General features: G+C 74.7%; 24 protein-coding genes and 3 pseudogenes. 16 read left to right on the plus strand and 11 right to left on the minus strand.

The features are described from left to right. Window positions 1-309: 309 nt before the first annotated feature. The gene (locus FHS37_RS23990; RefSeq protein ID WP_184824652.1) at window positions 310-1,851 is read right to left on the minus strand and encodes an APC family permease; all 1,542 of its coding nucleotides are present in this window, start codon (window positions 1,849-1,851) and stop codon (window positions 310-312) included. A 76-nt stretch (window positions 1,852-1,927) separates the two neighbouring features. Next, window positions 1,928-2,878, minus strand: a complete 951-nt coding sequence (locus FHS37_RS23995; protein WP_184824654.1) for a hypothetical protein — start codon at window positions 2,876-2,878, stop codon at window positions 1,928-1,930. 304 nt (window positions 2,879-3,182) lie between these two features. Here FHS37_RS23995 and FHS37_RS24000 point away from each other — a divergent pair, with 304 nt between their 5' ends. Both FHS37_RS24000 and FHS37_RS24005 read left to right on the plus strand, forming a co-directional pair. Then, entirely contained in the window at window positions 3,183-4,112 is a 930-nt protein-coding gene (locus FHS37_RS24000) for a DMT family transporter (RefSeq protein WP_221500190.1), read from the plus strand. A 55-nt stretch (window positions 4,113-4,167) separates the two neighbouring features. Next, window positions 4,168-4,710 carry an NUDIX domain-containing protein gene (locus FHS37_RS24005; protein ID WP_184824656.1) on the plus strand — a complete coding sequence of 181 codons (543 nt, stop codon included), beginning with the start codon at window positions 4,168-4,170 and terminating at the stop codon, window positions 4,708-4,710. On the opposite strand, the gene FHS37_RS24010 is transcribed toward FHS37_RS24005, so the two are convergent. Continuing rightward, window positions 4,658-5,329, minus strand: coding sequence for a hypothetical protein (locus FHS37_RS24010; RefSeq protein WP_184824658.1), 672 nt, complete (start codon window positions 5,327-5,329; stop codon window positions 4,658-4,660). The two genes, FHS37_RS24005 and FHS37_RS24010, sit on opposite strands and share 53 nt — an antisense overlap. Before the next feature lie 65 nt (window positions 5,330-5,394). On the opposite strand from FHS37_RS24010, the gene FHS37_RS24015 reads away from it, so the two are divergent. After that, the gene (locus tag FHS37_RS24015; protein WP_184824660.1) at window positions 5,395-5,787 is read left to right on the plus strand and encodes a YidH family protein; all 393 of its coding nucleotides are present in this window, start codon (window positions 5,395-5,397) and stop codon (window positions 5,785-5,787) included. After that, on the plus strand, window positions 5,784-6,119 hold the full coding sequence (locus FHS37_RS24020) for a DUF202 domain-containing protein (RefSeq protein ID WP_184824662.1): 336 nt from the start codon (window positions 5,784-5,786) through the stop codon (window positions 6,117-6,119). The genes FHS37_RS24015 and FHS37_RS24020 overlap by 4 nt, the downstream gene beginning before the upstream one ends. 82 nt (window positions 6,120-6,201) lie before the next feature. Here FHS37_RS24020 and FHS37_RS24025 read toward each other — a convergent pair whose 3' ends face one another. Beyond that, a complete protein-coding gene (locus FHS37_RS24025) occupies window positions 6,202-7,143 on the minus strand; it encodes an NADP-dependent oxidoreductase (protein ID WP_184824664.1) in 942 nt (313 codons plus the stop codon). A 197-nt stretch (window positions 7,144-7,340) separates the two neighbouring features. Here FHS37_RS24025 and FHS37_RS24030 point away from each other — a divergent pair, with 197 nt between their 5' ends. The 4 genes and pseudogenes from FHS37_RS24030 (at window position 7,341) to FHS37_RS39805 (ending at window position 10,493) form a co-directional block, all read left to right on the plus strand. After that, the gene (locus FHS37_RS24030) at window positions 7,341-8,363 is read left to right on the plus strand and encodes a phosphotransferase family protein (RefSeq protein ID WP_184824667.1); all 1,023 of its coding nucleotides are present in this window, start codon (window positions 7,341-7,343) and stop codon (window positions 8,361-8,363) included. A 6-nt stretch (window positions 8,364-8,369) separates the two neighbouring features. Beyond that, a complete protein-coding gene (locus FHS37_RS24035) occupies window positions 8,370-9,584 on the plus strand; it encodes an acyl-CoA dehydrogenase family protein (protein WP_184824669.1) in 1,215 nt (404 codons plus the stop codon). Between the two features lie 247 nt (window positions 9,585-9,831). Beyond that, window positions 9,832-9,930 (plus strand): annotated as a pseudogene (locus FHS37_RS40830) (LysR family transcriptional regulator); the annotation flags it as partial. Window positions 9,931-10,151: 221 nt separating this feature from the next. After that, window positions 10,152-10,493 carry a LysR substrate-binding domain-containing protein gene (locus tag FHS37_RS39805; RefSeq protein WP_229889765.1) on the plus strand — a complete coding sequence of 114 codons (342 nt, stop codon included), beginning with the start codon at window positions 10,152-10,154 and terminating at the stop codon, window positions 10,491-10,493. Window positions 10,494-10,590: 97 nt separating this feature from the next. Here the strand turns inward: FHS37_RS39805 and FHS37_RS24045 are convergent, their stop codons facing one another. The 3 genes and pseudogenes from FHS37_RS24045 to FHS37_RS24050 form a co-directional block, all read right to left on the minus strand. Further along, complete coding sequence (locus FHS37_RS24045) at window positions 10,591-11,184, minus strand: TetR/AcrR family transcriptional regulator (RefSeq protein WP_184824671.1); 594 nt, start codon at window positions 11,182-11,184, stop codon at window positions 10,591-10,593. After that, window positions 11,162-11,422: pseudogene (locus FHS37_RS41325) on the minus strand (AMP-binding enzyme); the annotation flags it as partial. The pseudogene FHS37_RS41325 and the gene FHS37_RS24045, both read right to left, overlap by 23 nt. A 768-nt stretch (window positions 11,423-12,190) precedes the next feature. Then, window positions 12,191-12,964, minus strand: a complete 774-nt coding sequence (locus FHS37_RS24050; protein ID WP_184824672.1) for an SDR family oxidoreductase — start codon at window positions 12,962-12,964, stop codon at window positions 12,191-12,193. 225 nt (window positions 12,965-13,189) lie between these two features. Here FHS37_RS24050 and FHS37_RS24055 point away from each other — a divergent pair, with 225 nt between their 5' ends. From FHS37_RS24055 to FHS37_RS24070, 4 genes and pseudogenes are all read left to right on the plus strand, one after another. Then, window positions 13,190-14,443: an exo-beta-N-acetylmuramidase NamZ family protein gene (locus FHS37_RS24055; protein WP_184824674.1), complete on the plus strand. Its 1,254-nt coding sequence runs from the start codon at window positions 13,190-13,192 to the stop codon at window positions 14,441-14,443. A 492-nt stretch (window positions 14,444-14,935) separates the two neighbouring features. Next, window positions 14,936-15,538, plus strand: coding sequence for a hypothetical protein (locus FHS37_RS24060; protein WP_184824676.1), 603 nt, complete (start codon window positions 14,936-14,938; stop codon window positions 15,536-15,538). A gap of 130 nt (window positions 15,539-15,668) precedes the next feature. Then, window positions 15,669-16,394: pseudogene (locus tag FHS37_RS24065) on the plus strand (3-keto-5-aminohexanoate cleavage protein); the annotation flags it as partial. A 202-nt stretch (window positions 16,395-16,596) separates the two neighbouring features. Further along, window positions 16,597-17,664 carry an RNA ligase (ATP) gene (locus FHS37_RS24070; protein ID WP_184824678.1) on the plus strand — a complete coding sequence of 356 codons (1,068 nt, stop codon included), beginning with the start codon at window positions 16,597-16,599 and terminating at the stop codon, window positions 17,662-17,664. 277 nt (window positions 17,665-17,941) lie between these two features. Here FHS37_RS24070 and soxR read toward each other — a convergent pair whose 3' ends face one another. Next, window positions 17,942-18,451, minus strand: coding sequence for a redox-sensitive transcriptional activator SoxR (gene soxR / locus FHS37_RS24075; protein WP_184824680.1), 510 nt, complete (start codon window positions 18,449-18,451; stop codon window positions 17,942-17,944). Window positions 18,452-18,581: 130 nt separating this feature from the next. On the opposite strand from soxR, the gene FHS37_RS24080 reads away from it, so the two are divergent. Next, complete coding sequence (locus FHS37_RS24080; protein WP_184824682.1) at window positions 18,582-19,043, plus strand: MaoC family dehydratase; 462 nt, start codon at window positions 18,582-18,584, stop codon at window positions 19,041-19,043. Here the strand turns inward: FHS37_RS24080 and FHS37_RS24085 are convergent. The 3 genes from FHS37_RS24085 to FHS37_RS24095 all read right to left on the minus strand — a co-directional run bounded on the left by FHS37_RS24085 (window position 19,034) and on the right by FHS37_RS24095 (window position 21,249). Continuing rightward, window positions 19,034-19,678, minus strand: coding sequence for a TetR/AcrR family transcriptional regulator (locus tag FHS37_RS24085; protein WP_184824684.1), 645 nt, complete (start codon window positions 19,676-19,678; stop codon window positions 19,034-19,036). The genes FHS37_RS24080 and FHS37_RS24085 overlap by 10 nt on opposite strands. 71 nt (window positions 19,679-19,749) lie before the next feature. Beyond that, entirely contained in the window at window positions 19,750-20,037 is a 288-nt protein-coding gene (locus FHS37_RS24090) for a YiaA/YiaB family inner membrane protein (RefSeq protein WP_184824686.1), read from the minus strand. 60 nt (window positions 20,038-20,097) lie between these two features. Next, window positions 20,098-21,249: an acyl-CoA dehydrogenase family protein gene (locus FHS37_RS24095; protein ID WP_184824688.1), complete on the minus strand. Its 1,152-nt coding sequence runs from the start codon at window positions 21,247-21,249 to the stop codon at window positions 20,098-20,100. Between the two features lie 87 nt (window positions 21,250-21,336). Between FHS37_RS24095 and FHS37_RS24100 the strand changes: the two genes are divergently transcribed. The 3 genes from FHS37_RS24100 (at window position 21,337) to FHS37_RS24110 (ending at window position 23,857) form a co-directional block, all read left to right on the plus strand. After that, complete coding sequence (locus tag FHS37_RS24100) at window positions 21,337-21,978, plus strand: TetR/AcrR family transcriptional regulator (protein WP_184824690.1); 642 nt, start codon at window positions 21,337-21,339, stop codon at window positions 21,976-21,978. A gap of 88 nt (window positions 21,979-22,066) precedes the next feature. Beyond that, window positions 22,067-22,792, plus strand: a complete 726-nt coding sequence (locus FHS37_RS24105; protein ID WP_373304230.1) for an ArsR/SmtB family transcription factor — start codon at window positions 22,067-22,069, stop codon at window positions 22,790-22,792. Window positions 22,793-22,879: 87 nt separating this feature from the next. Further along, window positions 22,880-23,857 carry a DMT family transporter gene (locus tag FHS37_RS24110; RefSeq protein WP_184824694.1) on the plus strand — a complete coding sequence of 326 codons (978 nt, stop codon included), beginning with the start codon at window positions 22,880-22,882 and terminating at the stop codon, window positions 23,855-23,857. Window positions 23,858-23,877: the final 20 nt, after the last annotated feature.

Here is a 23,877-nt window from a genome sequence, read left to right on the forward strand (position 1 = left end):
TTCCCCGGCCCCGGTGGGTCCGCCGACCCGCCGGGGCCGGGGCGTTTGCCCGGTGCCCGGCGCGGCCGTGCCGGCGGCCGGGGCCGGTCCGTCGTGGACGGGGGCCGTCCGGCGCTGCGCGGTCGTGCGGCTGCGCGCGGTGCTCCGGCTCCCGCCGGCGGACCGGGGCTTCCGGCGGCCGTTCGGGGCCGGACGTTCGAGGGGCCGGGCGTTCCGGGGGGCCAGGGGTCCACCGCCCCGCCCGGGCACCCGCACCCCGGTCGGGCCAGGGGGCGCGGGAGCCCGGTGGGCCTGCGTGGCCACCGCTTCCTACGAGGTGCGCCCGGCTTCCTTCTCCAGCCGGAACGCCTCGTTGCCGAGACCGATGCGGGCGTGCGTCTCGGGGGCCCGGGCGCGCAGGACCGCTCCCTGGACCAGGCCGACGACGAGGGCGAGGCCGATGACGCCGGGCAGGATCCAGCTCAGCGAGGAGCCGGGGCCCGCGCCGACCAGGACGTCGAAGTCCCTGACCGTGTAGCCGGCGATCACGACGAGGGCGATGCCCGCCAGCGAGGAGGTGACCAGCCGCCACGCCTGGGCACCCGCGGCGCCGCGCCGGACGAAGAAGACGACGACGGACAGGGAGGCGATCGCCATCAGCACGATCACGCCGAGCGCGCCGATGTTGCCGCCCCAGGTGAACAGGTGCAGGACCGGCGCGGTCGGGTCGCCGGCCGGCTTGTCGTCGGTGAGCGCGAAGGCGAGGACGAACACGGCGGCGATGACGGTCTGGAGCAGGGAGCCGGTGCCGGGGGCGCCGCTGGCGCCGGTGGTGCGGCCGAAGGCGGCGGGCAGCAGGCCCTCGCGGCCCATGGCGAAGGCGTAGCGGGCGACGACGTTGTGGAAGCTGAGCATCGCCGCGAACATGCCGGTCACGAAGAGGACGTGCAGGACGTCGGTGAAGGTGGAGCCGAGCCGGTCCTCGGTGAGGAAGAACAGCAGTCCCGCGCTCTGCTCCTGCGCGGTGCCGACGATCCCGGACGGGCCGGTGGCGACGGTGAGCGCCCAGCTGCTGAGGGCGAAGAAGACGGCGACGCCGGTGACCGCGAGGAACATCACGCGCGGCACCAGGACGTGCGGTCTGCTGGTCTCCTCCGCGTACACGGGGGCCTGCTCGAAGCCGAGGAAGGCCGCGATGCAGAAGCACAGGGCGGTGCCCACGCCGGCGCCGGTGAGCGTGTCCGGGTCGAAGGCGTGCAGCGACAGGCCCTCCTTGCCGGGGTCGGCGACGGCCGCGATGTCGAAGACGACGACGAGCAGCACCTCGATGACGAGCAGGACGCCGAGCACGCGCGCGTTGACGTCGATCTTCAGCCAGCCGAGCGCTCCGACGGCGGCCACGGCCGCGAGCGCCGGTATCCACCAGGCGACCTCGAGGTCGGCGTGGGTGGCGAGGAGGCCGGAGACCTCGAAGCCGAAGATGCCGTAGATGCCGACCTGGAGGGCGTTGTAGGCGACGAGCGCGACCAGGGCCGCGCCCGCTCCGGCGGTGCCGCCGAGTCCGCGGGAGATGTAGGCGTAGAAGGCGCCGGCGTTGTGGACGTGCCGGCTCATCTCGGCGTATCCGAGGCTGAACAGCACCAGCACCGTGCCGAGGACCACGAAGAGCAGCGGCTGGCCGACGATGCCCATCACCGCGAATGTGGTGGGCATGACACCCGCGACCACCATGAGGGGCGCGGTCGCGGCGAGGACGGAGAGCAGCAGGCCCCCCGTGCCGAGGCGGTCGGCGCGCAGGGCGCGCTCCTGCCCCTTGAAGGTGCTGATGCTCTCGGCCGCGGATCTGCTCGTGCTCGAACTGTCCGTCGTCATCGGGAGACCGTCCTTGGGTCGGGTGTGGTTGCGGCGGCTGGGTCGGGAGGGTGCGGGGTGGGAGGCGGGGTCCGGGTCATGCCGTGCCCAGGGCGGCGGCGCGGGCGGTGCGGAAGGCGGTGAGGGGGTCGCGTTCGGGGTACGACCAGGGCGCCGGGGTGGCGTGGTCGCCGATGCGGTGGAACAGGGCGGCCGCCTCGGCGCCCCGGCCCTCGCAGACCTTGGCGTGGGCGAGGAAGTTCAGGTCGACCAGGCGGCGGGGATGGCCTTCCTGCTCCCACTCCAGCCACCAGTCGAAGGCGGCCTTCATCACCTGCCGGGCGCGACGGCCGATCCAGTGTCCGGAGACGGCGGGATCGGGGGGTTCGTGCCCGGCGGCGGCCAGCGCGCGGTAGCGCTCGGCGTGCGCGATGACCGGCAGGATCGCCAGCGGCGAGTCGGCGGGCGCCTGTTCGGCCGCCCAGTTGGCGAAGTCGTAGACCTCGTGCAGCGGGTCCGGGCCCGCCTCCACGCGGCGCTCGGCGAGCCAGGCGACCACCAGGTGGTGGGCGTGGTGGTGGTCCGCGTAGCGGGTGCGGATCTGCTCGAAGAGCCGGACCACGTCCCCCTCGGCGCCCTGGGCGCACTCCAGCAGGAGCAGACCGAGCCACGGGGTGGGGTCCGCGGGCACGAGCCCCGCGGCCTTCCGGCAGGCCTCGCGGGCGTGGGCCGGCTTGTCCTTGCCGCGCAGTGCGCGCCGGACCTGTGCCATGGCCAGCAGCACGGACGCGTCACCGGACTCGGGCTCGGCGAGCAGCCACTCGCGGGCCCAGGCGGCACAGTAGGACTCCCGGGCGAGCACCGTGACGCGGTGGCCGCGACGGTCCCAGTCGTCCCCCGTGTGGACCAGCAGCGAGCGGGCGTTCTGCCAGCGTCCCTGCGCCAGTGCGGCACGCGCGGCGACGAGTTCGGCGTCGTCGAGTGCCTCGTCGAAGGCCTGCGCCGCGCGTCTGCGGGCACGGCCGAGGGGCGGCGGGGGTGGGGGCACCGCGGAACTTCCTCACGCGCTCTTCTTGTGGCTCGGTCCACGGCGGGCGGTCGGTACGGCAGTGGTCGGCTGCCGATTGCCATGAACTGATCACTCACAGCAAACCGCCAGCCCACGGACGGCGTCAAGGGCGCCCGAGGCGTTACACGCGTCAACTGCTGTGACGACAGGGGAACTTGTGACGCACACAGGACGGAAGGAGGCACGGGCGGCACGCCGGAGCCCGCCCTCCTCCGCGGCTCCGGGCGGAGGCACCGCGGGCGGGCAGCGGCTAGAGTCGGTTCCTACGCGTCCGTGACCCCGCATGATCATCGAGGTACGCAGCGTGTCGGTTCCGGTACTGGTGCTCGCCCTGAGTGCCGCCTGTTGTCTGGGCTTCGGTTTCGTCCTCCAGCAGAACGCGGCCCAGCGGGCTCCGCTCGGCGACTTCCTCTCCCCACGGCTCCTGCTCGACCTGGCGAGAGTGCCGCGCTGGCTGGGCGGCACGGCCCTCATGGTGGCCGGCATGGGGCTCGGCGCGGCCGCCCTGGGCCAGGGCGAGCTGTCCCTGGTGGAGCCCCTGCTCGCGACGAACCTGCTGTTCGCGCTCGCGCTCTCCCGCCACCAGACCCGGCAGGCGCTGGGCCGCCGGGGCTGGGCGGGCCTCGTCCTGCTCGCGGGCGGGGTGACGGCGTTCGTCGGCGCGGGCCGGCCGAGCGGCGGCCACGCACCCGCCGACCCGCTGCGGCACTGGCTGATCATCGGCGGCATGGTCGGGCTGGCTCTGCTGCTCACGGGGTGCGCCAGGCGGACGCGGCTGACCCGGGGCCCCGTGCTGCTGGCACTGGCCGCGGGGCTGCTGTACGGCGTGCAGGACGCGCTGACGCGGATGAGCGGGCAGCGCTTCGCCGAGGGCGGCCTCGCGGAGCTGCTGACCGGCTGGCAGCCGTACGCGGTGCCGGCCCTCGGCGTGACCGGGCTGGTGCTCGTGCAGAGCGCCTTCGAGACCGCTCCCCTGCGGATGTCCCTGCCCGCCCTGACCGCGGCCCAGCCGCTGGCCGGGATCGTCTGCGGCGTCGGCTTCCTCGGTGACCGGCTGCGCACCGACACGGGCGCGCTGACCTGGGAGGCCGGCGGGCTCGCGGCGATCGTCGCGGGCATCGTGCTGCTGGGCGTGCACCCGGCGATGCCGCAGGGGGTCGTGCGGCCGGTTCCGGTGCCGGCGCCGGTGCCCGCGGTGCGGGTGGCGGGGTGAGCGGTCGGACGGGCCCGTGCCGGGCCGGGACGGGCGGGCCTGCCTGGAGGGCCGGATGAGCGCCGCCGACGAGATCATCGACATCGTCGACGAGGACGACCGGGTGATCGGGCGCTCCCCGCGCGGTGCGGCCTACGCCCGGGGGCTGCGCCACCGCTGCGTCTTCGTCCTGGCCCGGGACGCCGAGGACCGGGTCTTCGTCCACCGGCGCACCCCGACCAAGCTGGTCTTCCCCTCCCTGTACGACATGTTCGTCGGCGGGGTCGTCGGTGCGGGCGAGGACTACGACGCGGCGGCCCTGCGGGAGGCCGAGGAGGAGCTGGGCGTCACCGGGCTGCCGCGCCCCGAGCCCCTCTTCCGGTTCCTGTACGACGACGGCGCCGGCCGGACCTGGTGGTCGGCGGTGTACGAGGTCCGCTGCGACCTGCCCGTGCGGCCGCAGGCCGAGGAGGTGGCCTGGCACGGCTTCCTGCCGGAGGCCGAGCTGGAGCGGCGCCTGGACGAGTGGGAGTGGGTCCCGGACGGACGGGCGGCGTACGAGCGGCTCAGGGCGTACCGGTCGGACCGGTCGGGTCCGTCGGCCCCGCCGGGAGGCTGAGCAGGTCTTCGCCGCCCGCGGGCCAGAGGGGGGCCTCCCAGAAGGGGTGGTCCAGGAACAGCCCCGCGGTTCCGGGCGCCGACCCGGCGGGCACGCCGACCGCGGTGAGCGCGGCGGAGATCCGCCGCGTCGCCTCGTCGGCCGGCGTCTCGAAGTCGCCGTACGCGGGGAGCAGCAGCAGGAGCCGCAGGTCGGGGTCGCGCACCCCCTCCGCGTCCGCGGGGACCGCGCCGGCGACGGCGACGAGGTCGCGCCAGGACAGTCCGGCGTGGTGCCCCGGGAGGGAGGCCAGCCGGGTCTCGCGGGTCCGGTCCGGACGCGTGAGCAGGTAGTCCGTGCTCGGTTCGTCCGGGAAGTTGCCGTGCACGATCCACAGCACCCGCCCGCCGGGCAGCGGGACGCGGTGGGCGGGCCACACCTCGGTCGCGTCGTGGAGCGCCTCGGCGGCCGCGTCGACGTCGGCCGCGTCGGCGCCGAACAGCTCCGGCTCGCGGGCGAGCTCGTCCCAGACCGAGCCGAGGTACGCGGGCCAGAAGCCGGGCAGGTCGAGCAGGTGCTCGGCGGGCGCGATGCCGTGACCGGGCACCGCGTACCCGGCGAGCGACGGGGGAACCTCCATGGCCGAAAGGTAGCGGGCCGCACCGGCGACGCCCCCGGGCACCCGCCCCCGGTAGGGTCGCCGGCATGATCGAGTTCGTGCGGAACGTCCGGTTGTGGTTCGTGCCCGAGGGCGTGCGGCGGGAGGGCACGACGCCCGACTACCGGTTCTCGCTGGCGAACGAACGGACCTTCCTGGCCTGGCTGCGGACCGCCCTGGCGCTGGTCGGCGGCGGCTTCGCCGTGGACCAGTTCCTGCCGGACCTGCGCTGGGGCTGGCGGGTCGGACTGGCGCTCGCGCTGCTCGCCGCGGGCGTGCTGTGCGCGCTGCGCGCGATCAACCACTGGGTGCGCTGCGAGCGGGCCATGCGGCGCGGCGAGGACCTTCCGGTGTCGCGGTTCCCGGCGCTGCTGAGCCTCGTCGTCGCGGTCGTGGCCGTGGCGATGGTCGTCGTCGTGCTCGTGGGGTGGGAGGGATGACCGGGCCGGCGTCCCGGGAGCGGGTCCGGGACCCCGGACTGCAGCCCGAGCGGACCCGCCTGGCCTGGCGGCGCACGACGCTTTCGGGCACCGTCGTGGCCGTGCTCGCCGGGAAGAGCGCGCTGGCCGGCGGGGCGTCGGCGGGCGGGATCGTCGCGTGCGCCCTGTGCTGCGCCTGCTGGCTGGGGTTCCTGGGCCTCGCCCACCGCCGCATCCGCGCCCTCGCGGCCACGAGCGAGCCGGGGGCGCCCGATCCCCGGTACGCGTCCGCGGCGGTGCTCTGCACGGTGGCGCTGGCCGTGTGCGGGGCGGCCCTCGTCGTCCAGGGCTGACGGCCCTTCCCCGGTCCGGTCGTCCGGGCCGGCGGCTCCTTCCCGGCCCCTCCCGGCCGGGGGCCCGTCCGCCGGCCGGGGCCTACCCCTCCGTCTCCCCGGCCACCGTCACCACGATCTTGCCCCGGGTCCGGCCCTCCTGGTTCAGCCGGTGGGCGTCCGCCGCGCGCTCCAGCGGGAACGTCTCCGAGACGTGCACGCTCACCACGCCCTGTTCCGCCAGTTCGGACAGGCGCCGCAGGTCCCGGGGATCGGGGCGGACGAAGTGGTACCGGCCGCCGTGGTCCACCACCTCGGGGTCGACGATCGACGCCAGGCGGCCCTCGGGGGCGAGCAGGTTCACGGAGGTCCTCAGGGTGTCGCCGCCGACCGTGTCGAACACCGCGTCCACGCCCCCGGGGGCCGGTCCGCGCACCCGCTCGGCCAGGCCCTCGCCGTGACTCACCGGCTCCCCGCCCAGCCGGCGGACGAAGTCGTGGTTGTGCTCGCTCGCCGTACCGATGACCCGGGCGCCGAGGTGGGCGGCGAGCTGGACCGCGAGGGAGCCGACACCGCCGGCCGCGGCGTGCACCAGGACGGTCTCGCCGCGCTTGACCTCGAGGACGTCGTGCAGGACCTGGTAGGCGGTGAGGCCCGTGAGCGGCAGGCCGGCCGCCTCCTCGAAGGTCAGGTTGCGCGGTTTGGGCGCCAGGGTGCGCACCGGGGCGGCCACGTACTCGGCGAAGGTGCCCCGGGAGAGGAAGTCCTCGCGCACGTAGCCGATGACCTCGTCGCCGGGGGCGAACTCCGGGACGGCGACCCCGGGACGGACGACCACGCCCGAGACGTCCCAGCCCGGGATCACCGGGAAGACGGCCTGGAGGAGCGGATCGAGGTGACCCTCGCGGCACTTCCAGTCGACCGGGTTGACGGCCGCCGCCCGGACCCTCACGAGCACCGAGTCGGGACCGACCCGGGGCTCGTCGGCCTCCTCCAGCCCGAGCACCTCGGGACCGCCGTACCGTGAGTACCTGATCGCCTTCATGCGTCCGACCCTCCGAGGTCGCCCCGCGTCGCGCAAGCCGAGCGGCCCGACGTGCGCCGTCCGCGTGAGGCCGGACGGACGCCGGGCGCCCCGGGCCTTATCGTGGCCCCGATCACGTTTCGCTCCCGCTCTGGACGCCATACCGACCGGTCGGCATCATAAGCGGGTACTGTTTCCGCCTGCCTGGAGGAGCGACGATGAGCCCCGACCACCCGCCCGGACTCGATCTCGACCGGCTGCACGGCCTGCTCGAACGGGAACGGCCCGGCCTGGTGAACGGCCCGCTCTCCGGCCGGCTGATCGAGGGCGGCAGGTCGAACCTCACGTACGCGGTCTCCGACGGCACCGCGCGGTGGGTCGTCCGCCGGCCGCCGCTCGGCCACGTCCTGGCCACCGCGCACGACATGAAGCGCGAGCACCGTGTCATCAGCGCGCTGCACCCGACCGCCGTGCCGGTGCCGGCTCCGGTGCTGCTGTGCGAGGACGAGGAGGTGCTCGGGGCTCCCTTCTACGTCATGGAGTTCGTCGAGGGGACCCCCTACCGCACGGCCGGCCAGCTCGCCCCGCTCGGCCCCGAGCGCACCCGGGGCGCCGTGCTGAACCTGGTGGACACGCTGGTCGAGCTGCACGCGGTGGACCCGGGCGAGGTGGGCCTCGCGGACTTCGGCCGGCCCGAGGGCTTCCTGGACCGGCAGCTGCGCCGCTGGGGCAAGCAGCTGGACGCCTCACGCAACCGGGAGCTGGCCGGGATCGACGAACTGCACGCCGCGCTCGGGCGCGACCTGCCCCGCTCCCCTGCGCCGACCGTGGTGCACGGCGACTACCGCCTCGACAACGTCCTGATCGGTGAGGACGACCGAATCAAGGCGATCCTCGACTGGGAGATGTCCACCCTCGGCGACCCGCTGACCGACCTGGGCCTGCTGGTGATGTACAGCATGCCGCTGGGCACGCCGGACTCCCCCGTCTCCACGACCGCCGAGGCCGCCGGGCACCCGGCGCCGGCGGAACTGATCGAGCGGTACGCCGCACGCTCGGGGCGCGACGTCTCCGCGGTCTCCTGGTACACGGCGTTCGCCTGGTTCAAGCTCGCCGTGATCCTCGAGGGCATCCACTACCGCTACACGCTGGGCCAGACGGTCGGGCGCGGCTTCGACCGCATCGGCGATCTGGTCCCCGTCTTCATCGGGCACGGTCTGACCACTCTCCAGGAAGGCTGACGGGACATGGACTTCGCGTTCGACGCACGCACCGAGGAGCTGCGCGCCAGGCTGCTCGCCTTCATGGACGAGCACGTCTACCCGGCCGAGCGGGTCGCGCACGAGCAGCGCGCCGGGCTGGACTCGCCGTGGGAGAACGTCCCCGTCGTGGAGGAGTTGAAGGCCGAGGCCCGTCGGCAGGGGCTGTGGAACCTCTTCCTGCCCGACTCCGAGCACGGCGCCGGCCTCACCAACCTCCAGTACGCCCCGCTCGCCGAGATCATGGGCCGTTCCCCGCAGATCGCCCCCACCGTCACCAACTGCGCCGCGCCCGACACCGGGAACATGGAGGTGCTGGCGCAGTTCGGCGACGAGCGGCAGAAGAAGCAGTGGCTGGAGCCGCTGCTGGCGGGCGAGATCCGCTCGGCGTTCGCGATGACCGAGCCGGACGTCGCCTCCTCGGACGCCACCAACATCACCACGCACATCGAGCGGGACGGCGACGAGTACGTCGTCACCGGCCGCAAGTGGTACATCTCCGGGGCGATGCACCCGGACTGCTCCGTCTTCATCGTGATGGGCAAGACCGACCCGGACGGGGCGGACATCCGCCGTCAGCAGTCCATGGTCCTCGTCCCGCGCGACACCCCGGGCGTCACGGTCAAGCGCGCGATGCAGGTGTTCGGTTACGAGGACCACTACCACGGCGGACACGCCGAGGTGGTCTTCGACCACGCGCGCGTGCCGGTGTCGAACCTGATCGGTGAGGAGGGCGGCGGCTTCGCCATCGCCCAGGCCCGGCTCGGTCCCGGCCGGATCCACCACTGCATGCGGCTGATCGGCATGGCCGAGCGGGCGATCGAGCTGATGTGCCGGCGGGCCGTGTCCCGGGACGCCTTCGGCAAGGCGCTGGCGCAGCAGGGCGTGGTGCAGAACTGGATCGCCGACGCGCGCGTCGCGGTGGAGCAGCTGCGGCTGCTGGTGCTGAAGACGGCCTGGATGATGGACACCGTCGGCAACAAGGGCGCCCACACCGAGATCCAGGCCATCAAGATCGCCACCCCGCGCACGGTCGTCGGCATCCTCGACCGCGCGATCCAGCTGTACGGCGCGGGCGGGGTCAGCCAGGACTTCCCGCTGGCCGAGCTGTACGCCGGGGCCCGCACGCTGATGATCGCCGACGGCCCGGACGAGGTGCACCAGCGGTCGCTGGCGCGGCGGGAGCTGAAGAAGTACCTGTAGGACGCCGGTAGCCGCCGGACGGCGTGTGGTCCGTCAGCGCGCGCAGGAAGTCGCGCAGGCGCGGGAGCCGGCGGGCCGCCAGGCGGGGTGCGGCGGGGGTGTCGGGGGCGTGGGCGGTGGGCCGGAGGGCCGGCACGAAGTCCATGCCGTCAGCACCGGTTCCCGCCCGGCCCGCGGTCCAGCAGATGGTTTCGCCGGGGCCGGTCTCCGGGATCGATGGACGGAGATCCGGCGGCTCCGCCGTTTCGTGGCGGTCGTCACCGAGGGCGGCCTCGCCGCCTCCGCGCGCGCCGGGCTGATCGTGCGGTCGGCGCTCAGCACCTCGGTCCGCGCTCCGGAACGCGAGCGGGGCACCGGTCTGTTCGAGCGCACCGGACGGCGGGTCGTGCTCACGGAGGCGGGACGCGCGCTGCCGGCCGGGGCGCAGCCCGCGCGGGAGGCGGTGGCGGCGGTGGCCGGACCGCACACCGGCCGGGTGGACGCCGGCACCGTCCGGACACTGGCCTGTGTCGGCCTGCCCGGCGAACCGGCCTCCTCCACCGGGAGTTCCCCGGGACCCAGGCTCCCGTGCGGGACGCCGCGGTGGACGAGCCGGCCGGGGCCCTGCGGGCGGGCGAGCCGGATCCGGCGTGTCCCGCGCCGGACGCGCGGGAGCTGCCGGAAGGGCTGGCGGTGCACGCGGCCCGGCACGAGGAGCTGGTGCTGATCGCCGCGCCGGGGCATCCGCTCGCGGCGGCCGGGCGGACGCTGATCAGGGACCTCGCCGAGGAGCCGTTCGTGGACTTCCGCGCGGGAACCGGTCCGGAGACGGCCGTACGGCGGCCGGCCGCGCTCCCCCGGGACCTCGGCTCCGCTCGGGCGGGGAGGCACCCCCCACCGGACTGCGCCGCCGCATCACCTGCGACGTGACGCGGGCCGGGCTGCTGGTGGAACTGGTGCGGGCCGCGGCCGCGCGACCCCGCGGCGACGGTCCTGCTCGATCACCCGACGGGCGGCCGGGAGGACCTCACGGACGCAGTGCCCGCAGCAGCAGGTCCGCCAGGTGGTCGGCGACCTCCTGCGGGCTGAGCGGGCCGTCGGGGCGGTACCAGGTCGACAGGTGGTGCACGGAGCCGAAGTGGTAGTCGACCACCAGGTCGGCCGGGGTGGCCTTGGAGAAGACGCCCGCCTCCTGGCCCTCCTCGACCAGCGCGCGGAAGCGCTCGTGGTAGCGGCGGCGCTCGGCGCGCACCTGCTTGTTCTTCTCCGGGCTGAGGTGGTGCATGGAGCGGAAGAAGATGGACGCGTCGTCGAGGTTCTCGATCGTCGTGACGACGACGTCGGCCGCCGCGCCCCGCAGCCGCTTCTCGATCGGCTCGTCGGCGTCCGCGAAGTGGTCCAGGCGTTCCTGCTGGAGGCGCAGCACGCGCGCGTACACCTCGTGCAGCAGGTCGTCCTTGGAGCCGAAGTAGTGGTAGAGCGCCCCCTTGGTGACGCCGGCCGCCTCGACGATCTCCTGCACGGAGGTGCGGTCGTAGCCCTGCTCGGCGAAGAGCCGGGTGGCGGCGGCCAGGAGCCGCTGCGGCACAGGGGTCCTGTCACCGTCCGTCGTCCTGGGCACTGCCGCCACCCGCCTTTCCGTGTCGCTGTCGGTCGTCGTGCGTCAGGGAACGCAGTTCCCGACGGAGGATCTTCCCACTGGCCGTCCTCGGCAAGTCGGGCAGGACCCCCACCTGACGCGGACACGTGTAGGCGGCCAGTTTCTCCCTGCGGTACCAGGCGAGCGCGTCCGGGTCCGCCTCGGTGCCGGGGCGCGGGCCGGTGAGGGCCTTGACGGGCCCCACGCGGTACCCGCCGGGCGGGTGTGGGGCACGTCCCCGACCTCGCGCGGCCGCGCCTCGCAGCGTCCTCCGGAGGACGCCCCCCCCGGGGTCCGTGGAGCCGGTGCGCGGCTCGCCGTCCGGGAGGGTCCCGGCGCAGGGGACGGTGCGCCGGAAGAGGTCCCCCGGAAGGAGGAGAAGCGGTCGCGGCTCACGGACCGGTGGGCGGCCGGCGGGGCGGGACCCGCCGACGGCCCGACCGTGGGGCCGCGCCGTGAGGGGGCGGGCCACACCGGGGGTCCGGCCTCCCCCTCTCGCCGCGGTGAGGGGATTCCGGCCCGCCGGGCCGAGTCCCGCGAACGCCCGGCCCGCCCCGCCCCCGTGCCTCGTGGCCGGCACGGATCGTCCCCGTGGGGCCGTCGGCGTCCGGGGCCCCGGGGAGCCGCTCGAGGGTACGCAGGGTCCGCACCGGCGGGCCGGCGGCCGTGTCGCGCGGGTACGCCCGCCGGGCCCGGCCGGAGCGGACGGGCGCGGCCGCGCCGGCGTCCCGCAGGACGTGCGTCGCCTCGCCCGACTCGTGCATCGGGTCGACGGGGACGACGACCGCCCCGGCCTCCCACGCGCCGGGCGGGGCGAGGACGAGGAGCGGGGAGTGCTGCAGCGGGGCCGCCGCCCGGTTCCCGCGCTCCGGGCCGCGGGCGGCGCGGCGACCGGCGACGGAGGCGCTGAGCGCGTCGGTCCCCGGGTGGGCCGGGCGGCCGTCGGCGAGGAGGCCGCGCCGGGGACGGGCCGCGCGGCGGGAACCGGTCACCGGGTCGTCTCCCAGTGCTGCTGGATGCGGTTCATGCCGGTGAGCCAGCGGTCGGGGTCGGTGGCGCGGGCCTGGTAGTACTCGGCGACCTCGGGGTGCGGCAGGATCAGGAAGCGGTCCTCCTCGATGCCCCGGAAGAGGGCGTCGGCCACGTCCTCCGGCTCGATCGCGGTCGGCTTGAGGACCAGGTCGCCGGCGCTGCCGCTGGCGTCGAGCATGTCGGTGCGCACGCCCTGCGGGCAGATCGCGTGGACCTTCACGCCGCGGTGGCGGTACGTCAGCGACAGCCACTCGGCGAAGGCGTACGCGCCGTGCTTGGTGACGCTGTAGGGGGCGGTGCCGATCATGGTGAGCAGTCCGGCGGCGGAGACGGTGGAGACGAAGCGGCCGTCGCCGCGCTCCAGCCAGTCCGGGAGCAGCGTGTGCGCCGCGCGGACGTGCGCCATCACGTTGACGTCCCAGGAGAGCGCCCAGCCCTGCTCGTCGAGCGGGCCGCCGGGCTCCCCGCCGTCCCGGCCGACGCCCGCGTTGGCGCAGTAGACGTCGACCGTGCCGCCGAGCGCGTCACGGGCCTCGGCGACGACCGTGGAGGCGTCGCCCGGGACGGCGATGCCGCCGATCTCCTCGGCGACGGCCTTCGCGCGGCCTGCGTCCAGGTCGTTGACGACGACCTGGGCCCCCTGGCCGGCGAAGCGGCGGGCGAGCGCCGCCCCGATGCCGCCCCCGGCCCCCGTGACGACCACCTTCGCACCCTGCACGGCTTCCACCATCGGTCTCCTTCGACGCGGCTTCCCGGCACCGCCGTACGCTCCCCGCGCGTCTCGGCTCCGGCCGTGCGACGGCTGCGGCGGTGACTTCGTCGCGCCAGACTAACCGGTCGGTATGCACGGTGGAAGGGGCCACCCGAACAGGGTCGGTCCGGTTCGTTCCCCGGGGCCGTCAGGCGCGCTAGCGTGCGTGCTCATGACACCCGCCGCGATCACGGAGGTCACCGCATGAAGCTGTCCAGACGGAGCCTGCTCGCCACCACCACGGCCGCGGTGGCCGCGTCCGCCGCCCCGGCGCACGCGGCCCGCGGGCGGACCCCGGCAGGAGGCGGCCGGAGGCTGCGCACCGGGTTCGAGCGGCTCGCCGCGGAGGGTTACGCGCCGCTCGACGGGCAGCGGGTCGGCGTCGTCACCAACCCCACGGGCATCACCCGGGACGCACGGCACATCGTGGACGTCATGCACGCCGACGACCGCGTGGACCTGATCGCCGTCTTCGGCCCCGAGCACGGTTTCCGGGGCACCGCGCAGGCGGGCGGCTCCGAGGGCCGCCACGACGACCCGGCGACCGGACTGCCCGTCTACGACACCTACCTGAAGAGCGGTCAGCCCCTCGCCGACGTCTTCACCGCCTCCGGCGTGGACACGGTCGTCTTCGACATCCAGGACGTGGGCGCGCGCTTCTACACGTACATCTGGACCCTGTTCGACTGCATGGAGGCGGCACGGCTCGCGGGCAAGCGGTTCGTGGTCCTGGACCGGCCGAACCCGGTGACGGGACGGGCGGCGCTGGGCCCGGTGCTGCACAAGGAGTTCGCGACCTTCGTCGGGCGGCAGCCGATCTCGCAGGCGCACGGGATGACGGTGGCGGAGCTGGCACTGCTGTTCAACGGCGAGTTCCTCCGGGAGCCGGTGGAACTGGAGACCGTGCGCATGTCGGGCTGGAAGCGGTCGGACTTCCACGACGCCTCCGGGCTGCCCTGGGTGCCGCCGAGCCCGAACATGCCGACGCCCGAGACGGCGCTGGTGTACTCGGGGACGTGCCTGTTCGAGGGCACCAACCTGTCCGAGGGGCGCGGGACGACCCGGCCGTTCGAACTGCTGGGCGCCGAGGGGATCGACGGACGCTGGGCGGACGGGGCGAACGGGCTGGGGCTGGCGGGTGTGCGGTTCCGTGAGGCGTACTTCGCGCCCACGTTCTCCAAGTTCCAGGGGAGGACCGTGGGGGGCGTGCAGCTCCACGTGCACGACCGGGAGGCGTTCGATCCCGTGCGCACCGGGATCGGGCTGCTGATCACGGCCAAGCGGGTGTGGGACGGGTTCGCCTGGCGTCCGGACAACTGGATCGACAAGCTCACCGGCTCCACGCGGGTGCGCACGATGATCGACGCGGGCGCGGACACGGACGAGGTGGTGGCCGGCTGGCAGGAGGAGCTGGCGGCGTTCCGGAGGACGCGCCGGGAGTACCTGCTGTACCGCTGAGCGGGCCTCGGGCGGGTGTACCGCCGAGCGGACCCCGGGCGGGCCGGGAGGGACCGGCCCGCCTTTCTCATGCCACCTGACCTGCGGTTCCTCTGTTCCGGCCGGGAGCGCTCGAAGCCTCGGGGGCGAGATCGGCGCGATCGGCACGCATATCGACGCGGTCTTCAGGAACCCGTGGACCGCGCGGGGAGTTCTCAGTCCGTCGGGGTCGGTGCGCAGGGCGTGCCGGGGCGTGGAGGGCTCCTCCCGACGGGGTGAGGGCGGTGCGTCACCGCCGGCACCCCGGGGCGGAAGTGAGCGTGCCCGGGCACGGACGACCACAACTGAAGCACGGGCCACGGGAGTTGGCGCACGAGCCCCGCGGCCGGCTGATGGGGGCCATCGGAAAAAGGATGGAGCCGATTCGCGTGTCGACACGTCTATTCGGCGACGTCCGTTCGACGACGCCGAAGTGACGGACTACAGGTGCAGGTGTGACGGAGGTGCAGGACGATGGCCGGTTTCCGGAGTCTGGCGAGACAGGTCCGAGATCCGCGGTGCGACCTGGCACTGCGGCGTTATTCGCTGCGCAAGTGCCTCGAGCGGTTCGCTCCCTACGGACACAGGGCGACCTGGGACCATCTGTGCTCGCGGGCCGGGTTCGACCCCGAGGACCGCTCCGTCGACCCGGCGCGGCTCGTGGCCGCACTGGAGGAGCTGGAGGAGGCACGGGCGGTCTGGCTGGCCTACGAGGTCGAGTTCGCCGAGCGACGCAGGAAGGAGAAGCACGACGGGCTGCGCAGGCCGGGCAGCGTGGACGACTGGCACCGGCTGACCTGGGGCGGTTTCGGCGTGGCCTGGTGCGACGATCCACGGGTGCATCCGCGCGAGCCGCTGGCCGAGGTGCTGCGGCGGCTGATCGCCGCGCTGGAGCGCGAGCCGGGCTCGGCCTGCCCCGTGTGCCGGGGGGAACGGCTCATGTGGCGGTACGGCCTGGACCACGAGCCGTCGGCGGGCCCGGTCTGCGCGGACTGCGGCATCCTGGTGCCGCGCCCCGTGCTCACCCCCGAGGCCCTGGCGGACGCCAGGCGGGCCAGGCTGCTGGTGTCGGCCTGAGGAGCGCCCGAGGGCGCCCGAGGAGTAGGGAGCACCGGGGACGGCGGGGGTGCGGCGGAGACGCCGCACCCCCGCCGTCCCCGTCGGAGATCATCGGTGCGCGGACGGGGCGGGGAGCCGACGGGTGCAGATGTGTCCGAACGGGTCCCGGAGCGCGGCCGGCGGGACGAGGGTGCCGTCGTCGCCGGAGGCGATGGCCGAGTCGGCGGCGGAGGCGGTCGCGGCCGGGGCGACGGACCTCCACGTCCACCCCCGGACGCCGTGCGGACGGGAGACGCTGTCGCCGCGGGTGCCGGCGAGGACGCTGGAGGCGATACGGGCACGCCTGCCGGAGCCGGTAGCGGTCGGCGTCACGACGGGCGCCTGGGCGGAGCCCGACCCCGCGGCCCGGCTGGAGCGGGTACGGAGCCGGGCGGACCTGTCCGAGCCGCCCGACCACGCCTCGGTCAACTGGCACGGGCCGGGCGCCGAGGAGGTCGCCGCCGCGCTCATGGACCCGGGCATCGGCGTCGAGGCCGGCCTGTGGTCCGGTGCGGACGGGACGGCGCGGTTCGCCGCGTCGCCGCTCGCGCCCGGGGCGGCACGGGCGCCGGCGGAGGTGACGGACCCCGACGCGGCGAGCGCCGAGCGGTCCGCGTACGCCCTGCTGTCCGAGCTGGACCTCGTGCACGGTCCGCCGGTCCTGCTGCACGGCGAGGAGGGCGGCGCCTGGCCCGTGCTGCGCCGCGCGGGCCGGCTGGGGCTCGCGACCCGCATCGGCCTGGAGGACACCCTGTTCCTGCCGGACGGACGGGCGGCGGAGTCCGACGCCCAGCCGGTGGCGGAGGCGGCGAGGATCCACGGACGGGCCCGGCGGGGGCACGGGACCGCACCGGGGCGGACGGACCGCGGATCGCACCGCACGGCGCGCGGCCGACGGCTGCGGGCGGCTGACGGCGCGCCCCGCGCGGGCGTCGGCGGCCCGACCGTAACAGGTCGTAAACCGGTCGCTCCACCTCTTTCTCCCACGGACAGTTGGGCGCGACGGAACGCACCCGAGAAGCGTAGGAGCAGTCCCGATGTCGACGCTGCGCGTCACCGCCGAAGTCCTGACCGTCCATGAGCATCCGGGCGCCGACGCCCTCGAGCTGGCCCAGGTGGGCCTGTACCGGGCCGTCGTCGCCAAGGGCGCCTACCGCACGGGGGACGCCGCGCTCTACATACCCGAGCAGGCCGTGCTGCCGGCCGGCCTGATCGAGGAGCTGGGCCTGACCGGCCGCCTGGCGGGCGGCAACCACGACCGGGTCAAGGCGGTCCGGCTGCGCGGCGAGCTGTCGCAGGGCATCGTGTGCCGGCCGAAGGCACTCGCGGACGTCGACCTGGTGAAGGCGGCCGCGGACGGCACCGACTTCGCGGAGCTGCTCGGCATCACCAAGTGGGTGCCGCCCGTACCGCCCACCATGAACGGCGAGGTGGAGTCCGCGCCCGAGCTGCTGCCGTGGGTCGACATCGAGAACATCCAGCGCTACCCGGAGATGTTCGCCCCCGGCGAGCCCGTGGTGCTCACCGAGAAGCTGCACGGCTCGGCCTGCCTGCTGACGTACGTCGCCGGCGAGGAGCGGGTGCACGTCTCCTCCAAGGGGTTCGGCTCCCGGTCGCTGGCGCTGAAGGAGGACCCGCGCAACCTGTACTGGCGGGCGGTGCGCGGGCACGGCGTCGCCGAGGCGGCGGCGGAGCTCGCCGAGCGGCTGGGGGCGCGGCGCGTCGGCGTCTTCGGCGAGGTGTACGGCGCGGGGGTGCAGGACCTGACGTACGGCGCGGACGGGCGGCGCGACACCCTCGGGTACGCCGTGTTCGACGTGTCCGCGGAGATCGACGGCCAGGTGCGCTGGCTGGACGCGGCGGAACTGCTGCGGGGGCGGCTGCCGCTGGTGCCGCGGCTGTTCGAGGGCCCGTACGACAGTGAGCGGGTGCTGGAGGCCGCCACCGGCCGCGAGACGGTGTCCGGGCGGGAGCTGCACCTGCGGGAGGGCGTGGTGATCCGCCCGGCCGTCGAGCGGTACAGCGCGGTGACCGGCGGCCGCGCCATCGCGAAGGCGGTCAGCCCGGCGTACCTGACCCGGAAGGGCGCCACGGAGTACGAGTGAGCGGGGCGACGCGCGGCGCCGGGGCCGTCCCCGGGTGCCCGCCGGCCCGGGCCCGAAGGCGCCGTCGGGCCGCGGTCGCCCACGGCGTCACGGGCGCACGGCGGGCCGCCCCGCGTGCTCCTCGTGCCCGCCCCTGCGGGGCCGCCGCCCCGGGCGCACACCGCCCGGGGCGGCGGGGCGTCGCGGGGTGCGGTCGCGCGGGTTCCGGGACGGCGGGCGGGGCCCCGCCGGGGCGGCGGCCCCGTCCGGGAGCCCGTCGCCGTGCCGGTGCCGGCGGTCAGCGGGTCCTCTCCGGTGCGCGTTCCCGGCGTGCGCGGCGTTGTCCCGCGGTGCCGCTCTCGACCATCAGGCGGGAACCCGTCCGGCGTTCACCGGCGACGTCGTCCGGGTTGGACAGGACGCAGGTGTCCAGGGAGAGGCAGCCGCAGCCGATGCAGTCGGTGAGGTGGTCGCGCAGGCGGTTGAGCTGCTTGATGCGCTCGTCCAGCTCGGCGCGCCAGGCCTCGGAGAGGCGGGCCCAGTCCTCCCGGGTGGGCGTGCGCTCCTCGGGGAGCTCGGCGAGCGCGTCGCGGATCGTGGCGAGCGGGATGCCGACGCGCTGGGCGGCCCGGATGAAGGCGACCCGGCGCAGGGTGTCGCGGCTGTAGCGGCGCTGGTTGCCCGAGGTGCGGCGGCTGCTGATCAGGCCCTTGGACTCGTAGAAGTGCAGGGCGGAGACGGCGGCGCCGCTGCGGGCGGAGAGCTGGCCGACCGTGAGCTCGTGGATCTTCTCTGGAATCTGGGGCACCCCTCGGAGCCTACCGGCCCGTCGGGCGCCCGGTCCGTTGACAGGGGCCGCGCCGCCGACCATGCTAAGCAGTTGCTTAGGCATGTGTGCAGCGACGCGCATGCGACTACGTGACGCGAGAGGCCGGGACATGGCAGAGCCGAGGATCTTCACGTCCGTCGACGACCTGAAGGCGGCGGTGGGCGAGCAGCTGGGGCACACCGACTGGCTGGAGGTCGACCAGAAGCGGATCGACCTGTTCGCCGAGGCCACCGGGGACCACCAGTGGATCCACGTCGATCCGGAGAAGGCCGCCGCGGGGCCCTTCGGGACCACCATCGCGCACGGGTACCTGACCCTGTCGCTGCTTCCGCTCTTCGGGCCGCAGCTGATCTCCGTCGAGGGCGTGAAGATGGGCGTCAACTACGGCACGAACAAGGTACGCTTCCCGGCCCCCGTCCCGGTCGGCTCGCGGCTGCGCGCCACCGCGACGATCACCGCGGTCGACGAGGTGCCGGGCGGCGTCCAGGTGGCCACCGCCTTCACCGTGGAGCGGGAGGGCGGCGACAAGCCGGTGTGCGTGGCCGAGTCGGTGGCCCGCTACTACCTCTGAGCGGCGCCGGGGCCCCGGGCCCCGACCATCCGCAGCACGAGGTCGGCGTAGAGCGCGCCGACCTCCTCGGGGGTGCGGGGGCCGTCGACGTTGAACCAGCGGGCCACGTCGATGCAGAGGGAGAGCACGGCGAGGGTGGTGGCGTGCACGTCGATGACGTCGAACTCGCCGGAGCGCGCCCCCTCCTCGATGATCCCGCGCACCTCGGCGTCGACCTTCCGGCGCAGCCCGAGGATCTCGGCGCGGGCGTCGGGGCCGAGCGAGTCGAGTTCGTACTGCACGACCCGGGCGGTGGTGCGGCCGCCCGCGTGCCAGCGGACGAAGGAGCTGACGGCCTCGGCGAGCCGCTCGGTCGGGCCGCCCCCGGTGCGGGACGCCGTGCGCAGGATCTCCAGGGCCTTCTCGTGGCCGATCCTGCTGATGCGGTGGAGCAGCTCTTCCTTGGTCTTGTAGTGGATGTAAAGCGCGGCCGGGCTCATCCCGGCGCGGCTCGCGATGTCACGGGTCGTCGTGGCGTGGTAGCCGCGCTCCGCGAACGCCTCGACGGCGGCGAGCAGCAGCCGTCGGGCCGCATCGGGCGTGACCTCGTCCCACGGCTGCGCCTCACCGCCGGCCGTCTCCTCCACCGTGCTCATCGCTCACCCCATTCACTGGCAGGGGTAACACCATACCGCCGAGGGTGAGCGGGCGCTTAGCGAGCCCGCCGTCACAGCTTCTGCAGGGGGTCGTGCTCGGCGAGCAGCTTCTCCAGGCGCGCCTGGTCGACGCGGTTCACGATCTGCCCGGCCTCCTGGCGGTCGCGGACGACCTTGGCCAGGGTGAAGGCGGAGGTGACGAGGTACAGGACCGCGACGGCCAGGAAGGCGCGCACCCAGGCGTCGGTCCGGAGGTTGAAGATACCGATCGCGGTGGCTCCCAGGGCGACCGCGAAGGACGCGACGGCCTGACCGTAGAAGGCGGCCGTGCTCTGCTGCTTGACCGGTGTGTCGCTCATGGGGACAAGGATCGGCGGATGTGGCCGCCGCCACATCCGCTCGGATACTCAGACGCGTACTCAGAACGCCGAGACCCCGGTCAGGGCGCGGCCGATGACCAGCTTCTGGATCTGGCTGGTGCCCTCGTACAGGGTCATCACGCGGGCGTCGCGCAGGAGTTTGCCGACCGGGTACTCGTCGATGTACCCGTAGCCGCCGAAGACCTGCAGGGCGTTGTTGGCGGCGCGGACGGCCGCCTCCGAGGCGAAGAGCTTGGCCTTGGAGGACTCGACCGCGAAGGGCCGGCCCCGGTCGATCAGGTCGGCCACCCGCCAGGTCAGCAGCCGGGCCGCGTCGACGTCGACGGCGATGTCGCTGATCAGCTCCTGGACGAGCTGGTGGCGGGCGATGGCCTTCCCGAACTGCTCGCGCTCGCCGGCGTAGCGCACGGCCGCGTCCAGGGCTGCCTGGGCTATGCCGACGCAGCCCGCCGCGACCGACATCCGGCCCTTGGCGAGGGCGGACATCGCGACCGAGAAGCCCTTGCCCTCGGGGGCCAGCATCGCGGAGGCGGGGACGCGCACGCCCTCGAGGACCAGTTCGGCGGTGGCCTGGCCGCGCAGGCCGAGCTTGCCGTGGACGGCGCGGCGGGTCAGGCCGGGGGTGTCGGCGGGGACGAGGAAGGCGGAGACGCCCTTGTGGCCGGGGGCGTCGGTGGAGCGGGCGAAGAGCAGGACGACGTCGGCCCAGGTGCCGTTGGTGATGAACATCTTGGTGCCGTCGATGACGTAGTCGTCGCCGTCGCGCACCGCGCGGGTGGAGAGGTTGCCGGCGTCGGAGCCGGTGCCCGGCTCGGTGAGGCCGAAGCAGCCGACGTACGCGCCGGAGGTGAGCCCCGGCAGCCAGGTCCGCTTCTGCTCCTCGCTCCCCCAGGCGGCGATGGTCTTGGCGACCAGGCCGAGGGAGACGGAGACGATGCCGCGCACCGAGGAGTCGCCGCGGCCCAGTTCCTCGGTGACCAGGCAGTACGCGAGGTGGTCACCGCCCGAGCCGCCGTACTCCTCGTCGATCGTGAGCCCGAGGAACCCGACCTCGCCGAGCTTCTTCACGATGCCGCGGTCGACCTCCTCGGCCCGGTCCCAGGCGGCGGCGTGCGGGGCGACCTCGCGCTCCACGAAGTCGCGGGCCAGCCGCCGGACGGCCTCCTGTTCCTCACTGAGCTCCAGGTTCATACCGCGTCCCCCATGTGAAAGCCGCTTGAAGTCCGTACATTTAAATTAGCACTGCTAGTTTACAGTGGCAGCCCTACTATGTGCGCCATGGCCCGACCGCGCAAGCCCCTGCTCAGCACCGACCGGATCGTCGAGACGGCCCGTGCGCTCGTGGACGCGGAGGGCCTGGCGGCCGTCTCCACGCGCCGGCTCGCCGCGGAGCTGGGGGTCAGCGGGCCCTCGCTCTACAACCACTTCCGTACCAAGGACGAGATCCTGGAGGCGGTCGCCGACTCGGTGAGCGCACTGGTCGACCTGTCGATGTTCGAGGACGGCCGGGACTGGCGGACCGCGCTGCACGACTGGGCGGTGTCCTACCGGACCGCGCTGCGCGACCACCCCAACATCGTGCCGGTGCTCGCCCGCGGTCCCGGCCGCCGGCCGGCGGCGCTGCGGCTCGCCGACGCGGTCTACGGCGCGATGGTCGAGGCCGGCTGGCCGCCCGCGCAGGCCACCTCCATCGGCGCGCTGATGCGGTACTTCATCATGGGCTCCGCACTCGGCTCCTTCGCGGGCGGTTTCGTGGACGACGCCAGCGCCTACGATCCCGCCGACTACCCCCACCTCGGGCAGGCCCATCTGCTCGCCGAGCAGCAGGAGAAGATCGACGAGCGGGCCTTCGAGACGGGGCTGACGGCGTTGCTGGACGGGCTGGCCCGGCAGTACGAGCAGGTGCGGGGCACCGCGTGAGCAGAACCGCGGGCGGTACGGGACCACGGGCAGGACGGGACCGCGGACGGCGCGATGACTTCGGCGGGCGCCGAAGTGTCCGTGCCCCATGCTGGAGGGCATGACCACGAGGAACCCCCGGGCCGCCGGGCTGGCGCGGCTCGCCGGGCTGATCGCCGACGAGACCCGGGCCGCGTGCCTGCTGGCGCTGCTGGACGGACGCGCCTGGACGGCGGGCGAGCTGGCGCGGCACGCGGGTGTCGCCGCGTCGACGCTGAGCGAGCACCTGGGCAAGCTCGTCGCGGGCGGGCTGCTGTCCGAGGAACGCCAGGGACGGCACCGGTACGTCCGGCTGGCCGACGCGACGGCCGCCCAGCTGGTGGAGGAGCTGGCCGCACGGGTCGCCCCGGGGACCGCCGTCCGGCGCCCGCGCACCCTGCGGGAGTCGACCGCCGGCTCGGCGATGGCCCGGGGCCGCACCTGCTACGACCATCTCGCCGGCCGGCTCGGCATCGCCGTCACGGACGCCTTCACCGCGCGCGGACTGCTGCGCCGGGACACCGGGTTCGCGCTCACCGACGCCGGTCTGCGGTGGTTCGACACGGCCGGCATCGCCCTCGACCGCCGCGGCCGGCGCCCGCTGGTCCGTGCCTGCCTGGACTGGACGGAACGCCGGCCCCACCTCGCCGGGGCCGCGGGCGCGGCCCTGTGCCGGCACGCCCTCCAGGCGCGGTGGTGCGTCCGCATCGGCTCCGAACGCGCGGTCAAGGTGACGGACGCGGGCGAGCGCGCGCTGTCCGAACTGCTGGGGATCGCGGCGGAGGCCCTGCGCTGACCGGTGCCCCCTCCCGGCCGTCCCCGGCCGGCTCCGCGTCCGAGATCCACGGGCTTCCCGCCTTCTCCCCTCCTAACCGTCAGGAGCATGATGAACGTCTCCCTCCCGCGTCCCGCCCGCCGTGCGGAGGTGCTCGCCGCCGGCGCGGCCGGTGTCACCGTCGTGCTGTGGGCCTCCGCCTTCGTGTCGATCCGCAGTGCGGGGGCCGCGTACTCGCCGGGGGCGCTCGCCCTCGGGCGGCTGCTGGCAGGTGCCCTGACGCTGGGGGCGATCTGTCTGCTGCGGCGCGAGGGGCCCCCGCCCCGGTCGGCGTGGCGGGGGATCCTGATATCGGGGCTGCTCTGGTTCGGGTTCTACATGGTGGCCCTCAACTGGGGCGAGCAGCAGGTCGACGCCGGTACGGCCGCCCTGGTGGTGAACATCGGGCCGATCCTCATCGCCCTGCTCGGTGCCCGGCTGCTCGGGGACGCGACGCCGCCGAGGCTGCTGGCGGGGATGGCCGTGTCGTTCGCCGGTGCGGTGACGGTGGGGCTGTCGATGTCCGGCGAGGGCGGGGCCTCGGTGCTCGGGGTGGTGCTGTGCCTGCTGGCGGCCGTGGCGTACGCGGCCGGGGTGGTCGCGCAGAAGCCGGCGCTGGGTGCGGCGAGTCCCCTGCAGGTGACGACGTACGGGTGTCTGGTCGGGGCGGTGGCGTGCCTGCCGTTCGCCGGACAGCTCGTGCGGGAGGCCGCCGACGCGCCCGTCTCCGCCACGCTCAACATGGTCTACCTGGGCGTCTTCCCGACCGCCCTGGCCTTCACCACCTGGGCCTACGCGCTGGCCCGGACCACCGCGAGCCGGATGGGGGCGACCACGTACGCGGTGCCCGCGCTGGTGGTGCTGATGTCGTGGCTGGCGCTCGGCGAGGTGCCGGGGCCGCTCACGCTCGTGGGCGGCGTCCTGTGCCTCGCGGGCGTGGCGGTGTCGCGGTCCCGTTCCCGGGCGGGGACGGGACCGGGTGCGGCGCCGGCCTCCCGGCAGGAGACCGGGGAGCCGCGGGCCGGCCGGACGTCCGGGCCGGCGTGACGCGGCCGCCCCGGACCGGG

This window comes from Streptomyces griseomycini (assembly GCF_014203535.1).
GTDB classification, from domain to species: domain Bacteria; phylum Actinomycetota; class Actinomycetes; order Streptomycetales; family Streptomycetaceae; genus Streptomyces; species Streptomyces griseomycini.

What these genes read in the sequence shown, in the direction of transcription:
- FHS37_RS23990 (WP_184824652.1), bottom strand. Translation starts at nt 1,851, where the DNA reads ATGACGACGGACAGTTCGAGCACGAGCAGATCCGCGGCCGAGAGCATC.
- FHS37_RS24000 (WP_221500190.1), top strand. Translation starts at nt 3,183, where the DNA reads ATGATCATCGAGGTACGCAGCGTGTCGGTTCCGGTACTGGTGCTCGCC.
- FHS37_RS24005 (WP_184824656.1), top strand. Translation starts at nt 4,168, where the DNA reads ATGAGCGCCGCCGACGAGATCATCGACATCGTCGACGAGGACGACCGG.
- FHS37_RS24010 (WP_184824658.1), bottom strand. Translation starts at nt 5,329, where the DNA reads ATGGAGGTTCCCCCGTCGCTCGCCGGGTACGCGGTGCCCGGTCACGGC.
- FHS37_RS24015 (WP_184824660.1), top strand. Translation starts at nt 5,395, where the DNA reads ATGATCGAGTTCGTGCGGAACGTCCGGTTGTGGTTCGTGCCCGAGGGC.
- FHS37_RS24020 (WP_184824662.1), top strand. Translation starts at nt 5,784, where the DNA reads ATGACCGGGCCGGCGTCCCGGGAGCGGGTCCGGGACCCCGGACTGCAG.
- FHS37_RS24025 (WP_184824664.1), bottom strand. Translation starts at nt 7,143, where the DNA reads ATGAAGGCGATCAGGTACTCACGGTACGGCGGTCCCGAGGTGCTCGGG.
- FHS37_RS24030 (WP_184824667.1), top strand. Translation starts at nt 7,341, where the DNA reads ATGAGCCCCGACCACCCGCCCGGACTCGATCTCGACCGGCTGCACGGC.
- FHS37_RS24035 (WP_184824669.1), top strand. Translation starts at nt 8,370, where the DNA reads ATGGACTTCGCGTTCGACGCACGCACCGAGGAGCTGCGCGCCAGGCTG.
- FHS37_RS24050 (WP_184824672.1), bottom strand. Translation starts at nt 12,964, where the DNA reads ATGGTGGAAGCCGTGCAGGGTGCGAAGGTGGTCGTCACGGGGGCCGGG.
- FHS37_RS24055 (WP_184824674.1), top strand. Translation starts at nt 13,190, where the DNA reads ATGAAGCTGTCCAGACGGAGCCTGCTCGCCACCACCACGGCCGCGGTG.
- FHS37_RS24060 (WP_184824676.1), top strand. Translation starts at nt 14,936, where the DNA reads ATGGCCGGTTTCCGGAGTCTGGCGAGACAGGTCCGAGATCCGCGGTGC.
- FHS37_RS24070 (WP_184824678.1), top strand. Translation starts at nt 16,597, where the DNA reads ATGTCGACGCTGCGCGTCACCGCCGAAGTCCTGACCGTCCATGAGCAT.
- FHS37_RS24080 (WP_184824682.1), top strand. Translation starts at nt 18,582, where the DNA reads ATGGCAGAGCCGAGGATCTTCACGTCCGTCGACGACCTGAAGGCGGCG.
- FHS37_RS24085 (WP_184824684.1), bottom strand. Translation starts at nt 19,678, where the DNA reads ATGAGCACGGTGGAGGAGACGGCCGGCGGTGAGGCGCAGCCGTGGGAC.
- FHS37_RS24090 (WP_184824686.1), bottom strand. Translation starts at nt 20,037, where the DNA reads ATGAGCGACACACCGGTCAAGCAGCAGAGCACGGCCGCCTTCTACGGT.
- FHS37_RS24095 (WP_184824688.1), bottom strand. Translation starts at nt 21,249, where the DNA reads ATGAACCTGGAGCTCAGTGAGGAACAGGAGGCCGTCCGGCGGCTGGCC.
- FHS37_RS24100 (WP_184824690.1), top strand. Translation starts at nt 21,337, where the DNA reads ATGGCCCGACCGCGCAAGCCCCTGCTCAGCACCGACCGGATCGTCGAG.
- FHS37_RS24105 (WP_373304230.1), top strand. Translation starts at nt 22,067, where the DNA reads ATGCTGGAGGGCATGACCACGAGGAACCCCCGGGCCGCCGGGCTGGCG.
- FHS37_RS24110 (WP_184824694.1), top strand. Translation starts at nt 22,880, where the DNA reads ATGATGAACGTCTCCCTCCCGCGTCCCGCCCGCCGTGCGGAGGTGCTC.